The 13,024-nt window shown below is 60.6% G+C and carries 12 protein-coding genes; 11 read left to right on the forward strand and 1 reads right to left on the reverse strand.

The genetic code is table 11. The annotated features are described in order from the left end of the window. Nucleotides 1-126 precede the first annotated feature (126 nt). From ABRP17_RS11645 to ABRP17_RS11690, 10 genes are all read left to right on the forward strand, one after another. A complete protein-coding gene (locus tag ABRP17_RS11645; RefSeq protein ID WP_349985551.1) occupies nt 127-663 on the forward strand; it encodes a fimbrial protein in 537 nt (178 codons plus the stop codon). 102 nt (nt 664-765) lie between these two features. After that, nucleotides 766-1,317 (forward strand): ATP-dependent protease subunit HslV, encoded by a 552-nt coding sequence (hslV, locus tag ABRP17_RS11650; protein WP_188326125.1) that lies wholly within the window; start codon nt 766-768, stop codon nt 1,315-1,317. Nucleotides 1,318-1,392: 75 nt separating this feature from the next. Beyond that, complete coding sequence (gene hslU, locus ABRP17_RS11655; protein WP_372486755.1) at nt 1,393-2,769, forward strand: ATP-dependent protease ATPase subunit HslU; 1,377 nt, start codon at nt 1,393-1,395, stop codon at nt 2,767-2,769. Nucleotides 2,770-3,116: 347 nt separating this feature from the next. Then, nucleotides 3,117-3,662, forward strand: a complete 546-nt coding sequence (locus tag ABRP17_RS11660) for a fimbrial protein (RefSeq protein ID WP_349985550.1) — start codon at nt 3,117-3,119, stop codon at nt 3,660-3,662. A gap of 272 nt (nt 3,663-3,934) precedes the next feature. Then, entirely contained in the window at nt 3,935-4,480 is a 546-nt protein-coding gene (locus tag ABRP17_RS11665) for a fimbrial protein (RefSeq protein WP_349985549.1), read from the forward strand. A 227-nt stretch (nt 4,481-4,707) separates the two neighbouring features. Beyond that, entirely contained in the window at nt 4,708-5,256 is a 549-nt protein-coding gene (locus tag ABRP17_RS11670; protein WP_349985548.1) for a fimbrial protein, read from the forward strand. A gap of 83 nt (nt 5,257-5,339) precedes the next feature. Next, nucleotides 5,340-6,086, forward strand: coding sequence for a fimbria/pilus periplasmic chaperone (locus tag ABRP17_RS11675; RefSeq protein ID WP_349985547.1), 747 nt, complete (start codon nt 5,340-5,342; stop codon nt 6,084-6,086). 172 nt (nt 6,087-6,258) lie between these two features. Continuing rightward, on the forward strand, nt 6,259-8,769 hold the full coding sequence (locus tag ABRP17_RS11680; RefSeq protein WP_372486756.1) for a fimbria/pilus outer membrane usher protein: 2,511 nt from the start codon (nt 6,259-6,261) through the stop codon (nt 8,767-8,769). A 28-nt stretch (nt 8,770-8,797) separates the two neighbouring features. After that, on the forward strand, nt 8,798-9,574 hold the full coding sequence (locus ABRP17_RS11685) for a molecular chaperone (protein ID WP_349985545.1): 777 nt from the start codon (nt 8,798-8,800) through the stop codon (nt 9,572-9,574). Between the two features lie 556 nt (nt 9,575-10,130). After that, nucleotides 10,131-10,532, forward strand: a complete 402-nt coding sequence (locus ABRP17_RS11690) for a fimbrial protein (RefSeq protein WP_372487008.1) — start codon at nt 10,131-10,133, stop codon at nt 10,530-10,532. A gap of 402 nt (nt 10,533-10,934) precedes the next feature. Here the strand turns inward: ABRP17_RS11690 and ABRP17_RS11695 are convergent, their stop codons facing one another. Beyond that, complete coding sequence (locus tag ABRP17_RS11695; RefSeq protein WP_349985543.1) at nt 10,935-11,585, reverse strand: TetR family transcriptional regulator; 651 nt, start codon at nt 11,583-11,585, stop codon at nt 10,935-10,937. Between the two features lie 179 nt (nt 11,586-11,764). Here ABRP17_RS11695 and smeD point away from each other — a divergent pair, with 179 nt between their 5' ends. Further along, a complete protein-coding gene (gene smeD / locus ABRP17_RS11700; protein WP_349985542.1) occupies nt 11,765-13,012 on the forward strand; it encodes a multidrug efflux RND transporter periplasmic adaptor subunit SmeD in 1,248 nt (415 codons plus the stop codon). Nucleotides 13,013-13,024 lie beyond the last annotated feature (12 nt).

Below are 13,024 nucleotides of genomic sequence, written 5' to 3' on the forward strand. Positions count from 1 at the left end.
GTTAACGAACCGGAACCGACCCACGCCGACGCGGCACGCTGCAATTGCGCCGCTGTCGCGCGTTTCTTTCGATGAAGCTGTCAACGTATATGCATTCACGGACGGCCGTACGAAGAGAGCCCGCAGATGAGCAGAACGTACATCGCGATCATGCCGATCCTGCTGGTCGGGCTCAGCCAGCAGCCGCACGCCCAGAACGGCAAGCTGACCTTCCAGGGCCAGATCGAGGCGGTGACCTGTGTTGTCGAGCCACGTGGCGGGCTGGTCGACGGGGCCGATATGGTGGTTGCGCTGCCGTCCATCGCGCAGACGCACCTGGATGCGACCGGCCAGCGCGGCACGCCCATTCCATTCCACCTGATCGTTGGTTCCGGGGCGCAACCATGCGACCAGCCCAGCGTGCGTGCGCTGTTCAGCGACGCGGGGGATACCAACGCAGCGGGACGGCTGAGCAATCGGGGCAGCGCGCGTAATGTGGATATCGCCATCACCAATCCGCAGGCGCAGGACATCGATCTGGGCAGCAACGAAAATTCGCAGGTGGTGCCGATCGACGACAAAGGGATCGGCGTGATGTCCTGGTTCGCCAGCTATTACGCGACCGCGCGGGCGGAGCCGGGAAGTGTCACCGCGCGGGTGCGCTACACACTGACCTACCCCTGACGGGGTGAGGCAACGGCTGAGGGATGAACGGCGACACACTATCGCCGCTTGATGGCGGCCCCCGCTGTCCCCATGTTGCTCGGACAGCATTCCGGAGGCCGCATGGACCCCAGCCAGAACCCCACCGTTTTCCACGCCACTACCATTGTCTGCGTCCGTCGCGGCGAGCATGTGGCCATCGCTGGCGATGGCCAGGTCACCCTCGGCCATACCGTGATGAAGGGCAATGCACGCAAAGTGCGCCGGCTTGGCCGTGATGGCCAGGTGCTGGCTGGCTTCGCCGGTGCCGCCGCCGATGCCTTCACCTTGTTCGAACTGTTCGAGGCCAAGCTGGAAAAGCATGGCCAGCTGACCCGCGCTGCCGTGGAGCTGGCCAAGGATTGGCGGACCGAACGGCGCCTGGGCAAGCTCGAAGCGCTGCTTGCCGTCGCCGACCGGGAGACGTCGTTGATCATCAGCGGCACCGGCGATGTGATCGAGCCGGAAGACGGCATCATCGCGATCGGCTCTGGCGGCTCGTATGCCTTGTCTGCCGCACGCGCCCTGATGGCGCATACCGAACTGGATGCACGCACCATCGCCAGCGAATCCATCGGCATCGCCGGTGACATCTGCATCTACACCAACCGCAACGTGGTGGTGGAAGAGCTCTGACGCCTGGCGTCAACGGCGTTCCCCATCCGCCGGGCCGAATCCGGCGCCACTGATCCCCCCTTCGTGAGCACTCCCATGTCGCAGAAGTTCGAGAACATTTCGGCCACCATGACGCCGCGCGAGATCGTGCAGGAACTGGACCGTCACATCGTTGGCCAGCATGACGCCAAGCGCGCGGTGGCTATCGCCCTGCGCAACCGCTGGCGTCGCATGCAGCTGCCGGCGGAGCTGCGCGACGAAGTCATGCCCAAGAACATCCTGATGATCGGGCCGACAGGCGTGGGCAAGACCGAGATCGCGCGTCGCCTGGCCACTCTGGCCAACGCACCGTTCGTCAAAGTGGAGGCGACGCGCTTCACCGAGGTCGGCTACGTCGGCAAGGACGTCGAGCAGATCATCCGCGACCTCGCCGACACAGCGGTGAAGCTGTATCGGGAACAGGCCAAGGCACGCGTGCGCAACCAGGCCGAAGAGCGTGCCGAAGACCGCATCCTGGATGCCTTGCTGCCCAAGCGCAGCGGCGGCATCGGCTTTGATCCGGAGGCCGCGCGCAACGAGCCATCCGCGCAGGACAATGAAACCCGCATCAAGTTCCGCCGCATGCTGCGCAACGGTGAACTGGATGATCGCGAGATCGAGCTGGATATCGCCGCCAACGTCAGCATGGACATCATGACCCCGCCGGGCATGGAGGAAATGGGCCAGCAGCTGAAGTCGATGTTCGCCAACCTGGGTGGCAGTAAATCGAACAAGCGTACGGTCACCATCAAGGCGGCGCGCCCGCTGCTGCAGGAAGAGGAAGCCGGCAAGCTGGTGAACGAAGAAGATATCCGCAGCGCTGCCATCGAAGCCTGCGAGCAGAACGGCATCGTCTTCATCGATGAGATCGACAAGGTCGCCAAGCGGGGCGACGCCGGCTCGTCCGGTGGCGATGTATCGCGTGAGGGCGTACAGCGCGATCTGCTGCCGCTGGTGGAGGGCTCCAATGTGTCGACCAAGTACGGCACGGTGAAGACCGACCACATCCTGTTCGTCGCCTCCGGTGCGTTCCACCTGGCCAAGCCTAGCGACCTGATCCCCGAGCTGCAGGGTCGTTTCCCGATCCGCGTGGAACTGAGTGCGCTGAGCAAGCAGGATTTCATCCGCATCCTCACCGAGCCCAAGGCGGCGTTGACCAAGCAGTACGAAGCGCTGCTGTTGACCGAAGGCGTGACCATCACGTTCACCGAAGATGCCGTTGACCGCTTGGCCGAGATTGCCTTCCAGGTCAATGAGCGGCAGGAAAACATCGGTGCGCGTCGCCTGCATACGGTGCTGGAGCGGCTGCTGGATACGCTCAGCTACGAGGCGCCGGACCGCGGTGGCGAAGCGATTGAAATCAACAGTGCCTACGTGGACAAGTACCTGGGCGAGCTGGTCAAGGATCCAGACCTGAGCCGTTACATCCTGTAACGCCGCATAGGGGTGAACCAAGGTGATTGGGCGGCGTCCTATGTGTGGGCGCCGCACCGATCCATGCCCTGGTTATCCCTGCCGGGCCAAGGGTGTTGCCGGTACGGCCAATGCCGGCCTCGCGAGCGCAGGCACGCGCACAGGGCCGCGCATCCGGTACATACATGTGGGGCAGGCAGCTCGATCCCGCCACCTGCGGTGAGTGAAGATCGACACGTTGGTATCTCGCGTCTGCTCACCCCTCCCGTGACTTGGCTCATCAGAGGTTTCAGCGAGGTCCTATGTCCGAGCGGCCATCAGCCGCCTAGGATGCGGGCCAGAAAGCCTTGTGTTTGATGGAGCGTTGCTTGGACACCCGATACCTTATCTTGCGACGCCTTGTCATGGCCGTCGCCTCGTTGGCATGCGCGGACGGTCAGGCACAAGACGTCCAGGTAAATTTCACCGGAAACCTGCTATCGAGTACGTGTGAGGTTTCGGCCAACAGTAGCGGTACGGGTGATGCGACTGTTTCGCTGCCCATTGTCAGCACGGTAGCGCTGAATAGGGTGGGTGCGCGTGCGGGCCGATCTTTCTGGCAGCTACAGGTGGGCACCGCATCCAACCCCTGTCTGGTGCCAAGAGTGCAAGTGGGATTTCGCAACAGCGGCAACGTCAACCCAGCGGGTCGACTGAACAATGCCGGGGTCGCCAACAACGTCGATGTGGTGCTGACCAACCGGGACGATGGTGATCGGGACATCAACCTGGTAACCAATGCCAATTCTCAGGTGCGCACTGTTCCGACGGACGGCTACGTTTTTCTCAACTATGCTGCTGAATACTACGCGACCGGGCAGGCCGGCGTTGGCAGCGTGAGTACCTCTGTCCAATACGACATTATCTATCCATGAGCGTTTTTCATCATGGATGTAGATGAAGCAATCAAGAAGTGAATTTTTTGAATGGCGCAGCCGGCGCCATCGCGGGGCCGTGGTCGTCGCCACTGATTAGTTTATGTGCGGACTATCACTTGCGTTATGAGCTGCAGTCTACGTTTTTGGTGGGCTTCGGGGTGGTTCAGTCTTGTCTTATGAGAACGGCAAGAAGGCGAATAGAGGATGACCCGCTGCTGCCGATGCGCCGCAGCATCGTGATGCACCGCCTGTAACGTAGGAGAATCCTCATGAAGCACTCTGCAATCCGTATTCCTCTCGCCCTGTTTGCCATCGCGCTGGCCAGCGCTTCGCACGCACAAAGTGGTGAAATAACCTTCAATGGCCAAGTAACGTCAGTCACGTGCGAAGTATCGTTCAATGGTGTCGTAGGAGACAACCCGACCATAATCCTGCCTACTGTTGCGGCAAGTTCACTGCGCATGGGCGAAAGCGGCGGGCTGACACCAGTAGTCATGCATGTCAATGGTGCCGACCCGCAATGTTCCAGCGGTACGGTGTCTGTTGTATTGAATGCAACGCGCGCGGCCAATCTACGTAATGGTCGGTTGATCAACACCGGTCCCGGCATCGGTGGCGGAACGAACGTAGCGGTGGCGTTGCGCGATCGGCAGGATCAGCCGATAGACCTGACCGGGGGTGTGATATTGACGGGGACGCCGGCGGTCGGAGGCGGCGTCGATATCCACTTCTCTTCCGAGTACTACGCCGATGTCAATGACGGAATGCCCGGCATATTTCGGGCGCCCTTGGGATACACATTGACTTATCGCTGAGCACTTGCCTCACAGCAACGAATCAGTAGGCAAAAGTCGATTGAAGATCAGCTGCCTATTTACGACACGTCCTATTTGATTTGCGCCTCGTCCTATTTCATGGATTCACTTTCCTTAATAGGATTTCTAGTGAGGGTTGTGCTTGCCCTCTTGACGTCGTCGGTTCAAAACCATCCCAACACCCGCCCAATCTGGGCCCGAAATAATAAGTTCAACAAGGGAATCAAATGAACAAGCTCTTTATCGCCCTGTCTGCCGCACTGGCTCTGGGCGCGTCCGCGTCGGCGTCCGCGCAGAGTGGTGAGATCACCTTCAATGGTGAAGTCACTTCGACCACCTGTGCGATTACATGGCCAGGCGCCGGTGGTACGGCTCAGGATCCGATCGTCACTCTGCCGACTGTGCCTACCACCTCGCTGGCGGCTGCGGGTGCTACCGCAGGCAAGCAGGCGGTATCACTGGTGATCGGTACGGGCACCGGCACCTGCACCACCGGCACTGCAGCGCTGGAATTGAACCCGAACCGCGATGCCAAGGAGACGAACGGCTTCTTGGATAATACGGCAACGGTCGACGCGGCCCCCGGTGTGCAGATCGCCCTGCGTGATGATTCCGATGCCGCTATCGACATCCGCAAGCCGTGGCGTTCGGCTGAAATCGATCTGTCCACCACCCAGCAGATCGACTTTGCTGCCGAGTACCGCGCAAGCGCAGCTACCGGCGCCGGCGCCGGTAAGGTCACCTCTGCTGTGAACTATACCGTCGACTACAAGTAATCAATGGGATTTTGACGTACTGAGCGGTCGGGACATTTGGTCCCGGCCACTTTACGCGACCCCGTTTTCTGGAGTGAAGTGACATGAGGCTGTTACGCATCGGAAGCATCTGCATTGCAGCAGCGTGTTCAATGTTTGCGGGTATCCCTGCGGAAGCCGCTGTCATCGTGCACGGCACCCGGCAGATATTCCCGGGGGAACAGCGTGAGATCACGGTGCGTGTGGAAAATGTGGGATCCAATGCATCGCTGGTGCAGGCGTGGACTGACGCCGGTGACAAGTCGGCGAAGCCAGAGGACATCGTCACTCCCTTCATTCTGCGCCCACCGGTGTTCAGACTTGATGGCAAGAAATCCCAAAATCTTCGGATACTGTTAGCCGACACCGCCCTGCCGCAGGACCAAGAGAGCATTTATTACCTCAACGTTCTCGACATTCCCCCGACACCACAGGACGGCGAGATATCAACCGGTAACTACCTCCAGTTCAGCCTGCGCACCCGCATCAAGTTGATTTATCGCCCCAAGGGGCTGAATGACGTGGCCAGGGCCCCGCAGAAATTGCAGTGGCAGCTGGTGGAAGATGGCAAGCGCTGGGCGCTGCAGGCAACCAATCCCACGCCGTACTACGTACATTTCGGCACATTAGGGTTGCGAGTGGGCGGTGTGACTCATCTTAGTCCAGACGCACCGATGATTGCGCCGATGTCCACACAGCGCTATCCGTTGCAGGATCTTCGTTCGAGCCCGAAGGGCGGGAACGTGCAGTTCCAGTATATCAATGACCAGGGCGGTACTGCAGCGCAATCTGTTCCCTTGTCGGTCTCCTGAGCCGTCGACATCGTGGCTGCTGCTACGTAGCGCCAACCATTATCCAGTGCACCTGACCTGCCCATCCGGGAGGCATGGCTGCTGCTTGCTTTGCGGAGATTGTTCAATGTCAGTGCGTCGAGCTACATCGTCAGTGCCACTGCCAAGCCGCCTTGCGGTTGCTGTGACAGGCGTGCTGCTGTCTGCGATGAGTCACGCCGCACCCAACGTGGAGTTCAATCCACAATTCCTGCAGGGAAACCTGACAGGCCAGTTGGATCTGGAACGCTTCTCGAGCGGCGACGACCTTCCTGGCATCTATAGCGCAGACGTGAAGGTCAACGACGTATTAGTTGCTCGCCGTGACGTGGAAGTGCGTGCATCAGCGAACGGCACGACCGTGCTGTGTCTGTCACCTGATCTGTTTACAGTGCTGGGCATAGACCCGGCTCGTTTGCCACGAGCGGGGGATGGTGTTGATGCCGACGGCCAACCAGTGGAAGTCAGGCCGCTGCCGGACTCTGTTACCTGCGAACCCCTGTCGACGTTTGTCCCGCAGGGCACCGCTCACTTTGACGCTGGTGAGCAGGCGTTGCAGATCACCATTCCGCAGGCTTATCTTTCTCGGGATCCGCGCGGCTGGGTCAGCCCGGAACTGTGGGATGACGGCATAAACGTTGGGTTGCTGGGTTATAGCATCAGCCACCAACAGATTCAGAGCTCGGGATATTCCCAGCAAACCACCAATGTGATGCTCAACACTGGCGTGAACCTGGGCGCATGGCGTCTGCGACATGATGGTTACCTGTCGGTGGGCGGCGGACATGGCGGCGGCTACCGTGCAGGACGTAGCTTCGCGCAACGTTCAATTGCTTCGTGGGGCATGGAGCTGACTGCAGGCGAGGCCAGCACGCGTGGTGACCTGTTCGATGGTGTGGGCTTCCGCGGCATCAGCCTCAGCACTGATCCACGGATGCTGCCCGACTCGCAACGCGAGTACGCGCCGGTCGTGCGCGGCGTCGCGCAGAGCAGCGCGCGGGTGGTCATCCGCCAGCGAGACACTGTGCTGTACCAGACCAACGTCGCTGCAGGCCCGTTCGAGATCAGTGACCTGTATGGGACCGCCTATGCAGGCGACCTGGACGTGGAAGTAACTGAAAACGACGGCCGTGTACAACGGTTCCGGGTACCTTTTGCCTCGGTGCCGCAGTTGCTTCGCGTCGGCCAGCAACGCTTCAGCGCCACGGTTGGTACGCTGAATGACAATTGGCTGCGGAATTATCCCTCTTTCATAGAGGCAACACTGCGCAGAGGACTCAGCAACCGTGTCACCGCCTTTGGCGGCATCACTGCGAGCCCAGGCTACGGCGCGTTACTGGTAGGTGGCGCGCTGGACACGCAGTGGGGCGCCTTTTCAGGTGACATAACCGTCTCTCGAGCGCAACTGCCCCTTGCTTTGCCTTCATTCGGCACTACGATGCAGGGACAGTCCTATCGCCTGACGTTCAGCAAGGACTTGCCTGACTATGGCACGAACGTGTCGATGGCAGCTTATCGCTATTCCACTGATGGATATCTGTCGCTGGCGGACGCGGCGCGATTGCGCTCGGAACAGGCCGGGAACGGTGAGGGCAGCCTGCTGAACAGGCGCCAGCGCAGCAGACTGGATCTGACACTGAACCAGCGCTTGGGTGATCGCGCCGGGTCACTCTTTGTCAGTGCAAACAGCGTAGATTACTGGAATCAAAGCCAGCGGCAGACCAACTTTTCGGTCGGCTTTGCGGGCACGCTGGGGCTGGCAAGCTATTCTCTTACGGCGCAGCGCAGCGTGCAGCGTAGGCTGGGTGGGGGGGCGGGTCGTGAGGCCAACAGCATTTACTTCAATCTAACCATGCCGTTGGGCAGCCGCAGTAATGCGCCGCAGGCAACGGTCTCGGCCGATCGCCGCAGCGAAGGCGGTGACCGCACGCGCGTGGGCATCGCGGGCACGTTTGGCGAGGACAGGCAGGCCAGCTACAGTGCAGCTGTCAGCCAAGACGGCGGGCAGGGCGCCAGCTACGATGCTGGCGCCAGCTATCAGGCGTCTGCGGCCATTGTGAGCGCCGGCTATACGTTCACACCGAGCAGCCACGGGCTGAATCTGGGCGCCACCGGCGGCATTGTTTTCCACAGCGATGGGGTCGCCTTTGCTCAACGGCTGGGCGATACCATTGGACTGGTGCAGGTGCCCGGCGCGGTAGGGGCGTTGTTGGACAGTTCGGTAGGGGTCAAGACGGATCGAAACGGTTATGCCGTGGTTCCCTACATGACGCCTTTCAGGCGTAACCAGGTAAATGTAGACCCGAAGGGACTACCGATGGATGTGGAGTTGAAAACGACTTCAGCCATTGGCGTGCCGACAGCCGGTGCGGTAATCAAGTTGGTCGTGCCGACGACCACGGGACGTAGTGCGCTGATCGAGGCGCGGAGGGCCGATGGGCAGGCGCTGCCGTTCGGAATGGATGTCTACGATCAGGCGGGCGCGGTGGTCGGTGTGGTTGGACAGGGCAGCCGGCTTTGGGTGCGCGGGATCGAAGAAACCGGGCGTTTGACGGTGAAATGGGGTGCCGAGCCGGGCCAGGAATGCGCAATCGACTATGCACTGGAAAGCAGTGATCCAGCTGGCTTGCTCACCGCTCAGTGTGTTGTCCCGGTACGTGATTGATGCTCTGGTCATTTCAAGGAAAACGAACATGCCCATGGTGAATCTCTGCTTGATACTTGTGATCTCGCTGCTGCCTTTTTCGTTGGTCCACGCCAGTGAGGAAGATAGTGATGGCATTGTGCTCGCTGGCACCCGGCTGATCTATCCGAGCGCGCAGAAGGAAGTAACGTTTGGACTGCAAAACGAAAGTAAGAAGCCGTTCCTGATTCAGGCGTGGATATCCGAGGATGAAAGTGAAGCCACGCCTGCAGATGCCAAGGTGCCCTTCGTCATTGTTCCGCCTCTTTTCAGGATTGAAGAGGGGCAGCGTTCGACGCTGCGTATCCTGCAGATTCCCAATGATCTTCCTGGTGAGCAGGAATCGTTGTTCTGGTTGAGCGTTCTAGCAATACCTGGGCAAGCTGCGGGGTCGATTCCATCCCCTGGCATGATGGAGCTTGCCATCGAGACGCGAATAAAACTGATCTATCGCCCGGTTACGCTGAAGGGGAATGTAGCGAGTGCAGTGGCAAGTCTCGAGTTTTCATTGGACAAAGCGGGTCGCTCCTTGACTGTGACCAACCCGTCGCCTTACTTCGTCAACCTTGTCTCCGGCACGCTGACGCAGGGTGCAAGCCGGCGAGGACTGGTCGCCGTTGAGGCAATTGGTCCCGGTCACGTTTTATCATTCGGCGTTGACGGCGTGATGGATGCGGATGTGGGCATACAGGGAAACGTGGAAATGAATTATCTGGACGACGGCGGACTACTCCGGACCGTGCGCCTGCCCCTGCTTGCTCAGAGGAATATTCATGAGATGGAATAATAGGATGATGACTCGTAGTTCACGCAAAATGTGGTGCTGGCTGGCAACGTTGATGCTGGCTTTGGCGCCCCTCACGGTGCTGGGACAGAGCTGCAGGGCAACTTCAGGCCCCGCACGCCTTGAGTGGAGGGGCCAGGACTACGACGTCGACTCGCGTTTGTTGAATGGACAAGCCATCGGACCCGCGCGGACCTTCACGGTGCCTGGCAGAAACTTTGCCAATTGCGGACCCTTCGGCTCGACCGTCCTTGCGATCCAGGCGAGATTCGGAACGTATCGGGATTCTTCTGGCCTTTGGACGCACCCGCTCTGGGATGCGGTGGGATATAAAATATATGTAGGGGGATCGGAATTTCTCGGCGAGAGAAGGCAGACATACACGCGCAATGCGACTTATCCGACAACGGTAATTTCCATACAGCCGTTTCTACGAGATAAAGGCAAACTTATGGCCATTTCAGGCACCGGCACCGATCCGCCGGGGCCGAGCGCTGTTTTTAATGGCGGTAGTAACGAGGCATGGGTTTTTTCGTCTGGTCGATCTGATAATTTCACTATGAAAGTGCGGACTTGTCGCGTGACAGGGACATCGGTGCGCCTCGGAGACTTCAGAGCGGGTGATTTTCCGAGTGTAGGCGCAGTGTCGCCACAAAGTGCGGCATCGAATGTCACCCTTAGTTGTTCATACGCGCCTAACATCTCGATGACCCTGACCACGGCAACGGTCGCAGGCACGACCAGTGTCATCCCGCTTACGGGCGGGCCGGGAAGCGCAAGTGGGTTGGGGGTGCAGGTGATGCACGGATCAGCCGTGCTGGTACGCAACACCGCACGCGCGGTTCAAAACAATGCAAGCAGTACAGTCAATGTCCCCATCTCCGGGCGCTATTATCGTACTGGCGATCTGAGGCCGGGGACAGCCAACGCTGTAGCCACTCTTCGGTTCACCTATTATTGATAATGGAGCCGCAGTTTGAAGCCTGCCGCTTTTGGGAAGCTTTGAACAAAGCTGCACCAGATCCGCGGGTCGTGCCGGCCGCTGGCCGGCACGCTTGAAGTGCTTTAGACCACGCTGAAGGATCCCTTTGCAGCTGACATTTGGCGACGCCGGGGCCTGGGCCAGTGCAGGAAGATGTGCCGAGAACGGATGGGTCAGGTAGTGCCTTTGAAGCGATTTTTCGCGCTGACCGAGGCGCGACTGCCAGCCGCTTGAGCGATGGGAAAGCTGCAAAGCCAGCATGCGTGCGAAGGCCGGCCGGCACCCTGCGAAACCTGTTTCAACAAGATGTACTGCTCAAGTAATGCGCGGACGTCGCTCGGCTCGCAAATCCACTGGTGTGGGTGGTCTGCTCAGGCCCGCTTAGTAGATGGTCGGCGGGCTACCCGTCTCGAAGATCCCGTCTTTCACATACGCACTCAGCGTCATGTCCAACGCCAGCATGCCATCGCGGCGGATGTCCATCAGATCCGGCTCCACCATCGCTCCGTGCAGCACGCCTAACACCGTGGCGTGCAGCATCCGCGCGGCCACGTCGGGGTTCGCCCCGACTTTCAGCTGACCCAGTTGTTCGGCACGCCGCAACGCGCGCGCCATGCGTTCCAGCCCATCGCGGAAGCCTTCCTGTTGCAGGTCCGTCAGCACCTTGCTGTCGGCCGACGCATCGCTGCGCAGCATGATCTCCATCGTATTGCGCAGGCGTGGGTCAGCGGCAAGGTCATTCAACGAGCCCAATATCACCGAGCGTAGGTCCAGAACGGGCGTGTCGCGGGACTCGGTGGCGGCACGATCCAGTTCCTGCATGAAGGGCAGGCGGACCCGTTCGATCACGGCTGCCAGCACGTCGATCTTGTTCTTGAAGTGCCAGTAGACCGCGCCGCGGGTATAGCCGGCGCGGGCGCCGATCATCTCCAGCGTGGTGCGTGCCACCCCGTGCTCATGAAAACAGGCTTCGGCGGCGTCGAGGATGCCTTCGCGGGTTGCCTGGGTTTCCTCTTTGGTCTTTCGGGCCATTGCTCAGAGTGGATGCAGAACGTCAAGCAAGTGTAGCCGTTTGCAAACAAACAGTCATGTATGTATATTTCCTGTCCATGATCGCCGTCGCTTTTGGCTCGCTTTTTAAGAGGGCCGGAGGGACGGCCGCCGAGCGTGGCTCGGCGCTACAGAACCCATGACATCGAGACCCCTCCCCCATGTTCTTGAACCGTGCCCGTCCTTTCGTTCTTTCGCTGGCCATCGCCGCGGCCGTTGCCGCCTGCGGTGGCGGTGATGACCAACCGCCGCAGCAAGGACCCGGCCAAGTGACCGTGGTCACCCTGAAAGCCGAATCGGTTTCGCTGACCCGGGAGTTGCCGGGGCGCACCAATGCATTCCTGGTTGCTGAAGTGCGGCCGCAGGTCAATGGCCTGGTCGACAAGCGATTGTTCACCGAAGGCAGCATGGTGACCGAAGGCCAGCCGCTGTATCAGATCGACGATGCCAGCTACCGCGCGCAGGCCAACAATGCACGCGCCCAGCTGGCACGTGCGGAGGCGACCGCCAACGCCTCGCGCTTGAGCGCCGCTCGCATCAGTGAGCTGGCCAAGGTGGATGCGGTCAGCAAGCAGGATCTGGAAAACGCGGTCGCCGCGCAGAAGCAGGCCGAGGCCGATGTCGGCGCGGCAAAAGCATCGCTGGATGCGGCCAACGTGACATTGGGCTATGCGCGGATCACCGCGCCGATCAGCGGCCGCATCGGCAAGTCCAGTGTCACCCAGGGTGCATTGGTGAGTGCCGCTCAGCCCGAGGCACTGGCGACGGTGCAGCAGCTGGATCCCATCTATGTCGATCTGACCCAGTCTGCCGCCGAGCTGCTGCAGTTGCGGCGCGAGCTGGCGGCCGGCCGCCTGCAGGACAACCAGAGCCTGCCCGTCAGCATCCTGCTCGATGACGGCACGCCGTTCGAGCACAAGGGCACGCTGGAGTTTTCCGAAGTCAGCGTGGACCCGACAACCGGCAGCTACGGCCTGCGGGTGAAGGTGGAGAACCCGGATGGCGTACTGATGCCGGGCATGTACGTGCGCGCGGTGATCGGCGGCGGCGTGCGTAATGGCGCACTGCTGGTCCCGATGCAGGGCATCGCCCGCGACGCCAAGGGCGATACCAGTGCCATGGTGGTCAACAAGGACAACAAGGTGGAAGTGCGTCCGGTGAAGGTCAGCCGCGCGCTGGGTGACAAGTGGCTGGTCGAGGATGGCCTGCAGGCAGGCGACAAGGTCATCGTGGAGGGCTTGCAGAAGATCGGCCCGGACATGCCGGTGCAGGCCATCGAAAAGGGCAGCGAGCCGGTGAAGCCGGCAGATGGCAAGCCAGCGGCTGCACCGGCCGCCGCAGATCCGGCCGCCGCGTCCCCCGACGCCGCTGCACCCGCCCAGGCTCCGGCCGGCACCGACGCGCAGTAAGCGGAGAACTCC

This window comes from Stenotrophomonas sp. WHRI 8082, from assembly GCF_040223995.2.
Classification (GTDB): domain Bacteria; phylum Pseudomonadota; class Gammaproteobacteria; order Xanthomonadales; family Xanthomonadaceae; genus Stenotrophomonas.

Bases quoted from the DNA above. Each gene is read 5' to 3' on its own strand.
- hslV (WP_188326125.1), top strand. From the start codon at position 766: ATGGACCCCAGCCAGAACCCCACCGTTTTCCACGCCACTACCATTGTC.
- ABRP17_RS11670 (WP_349985548.1), top strand. From the start codon at position 4,708: ATGAACAAGCTCTTTATCGCCCTGTCTGCCGCACTGGCTCTGGGCGCG.
- ABRP17_RS11690 (WP_372487008.1), top strand. From the start codon at position 10,131: ATGAAAGTGCGGACTTGTCGCGTGACAGGGACATCGGTGCGCCTCGGA.
- ABRP17_RS11675 (WP_349985547.1), top strand. From the start codon at position 5,340: ATGAGGCTGTTACGCATCGGAAGCATCTGCATTGCAGCAGCGTGTTCA.
- ABRP17_RS11645 (WP_349985551.1), top strand. From the start codon at position 127: ATGAGCAGAACGTACATCGCGATCATGCCGATCCTGCTGGTCGGGCTC.
- ABRP17_RS11695 (WP_349985543.1), bottom strand. From the start codon at position 11,585: ATGGCCCGAAAGACCAAAGAGGAAACCCAGGCAACCCGCGAAGGCATC.
- smeD (WP_349985542.1), top strand. From the start codon at position 11,765: ATGTTCTTGAACCGTGCCCGTCCTTTCGTTCTTTCGCTGGCCATCGCC.
- hslU (WP_372486755.1), top strand. From the start codon at position 1,393: ATGTCGCAGAAGTTCGAGAACATTTCGGCCACCATGACGCCGCGCGAG.
- ABRP17_RS11685 (WP_349985545.1), top strand. From the start codon at position 8,798: ATGCCCATGGTGAATCTCTGCTTGATACTTGTGATCTCGCTGCTGCCT.
- ABRP17_RS11665 (WP_349985549.1), top strand. From the start codon at position 3,935: ATGAAGCACTCTGCAATCCGTATTCCTCTCGCCCTGTTTGCCATCGCG.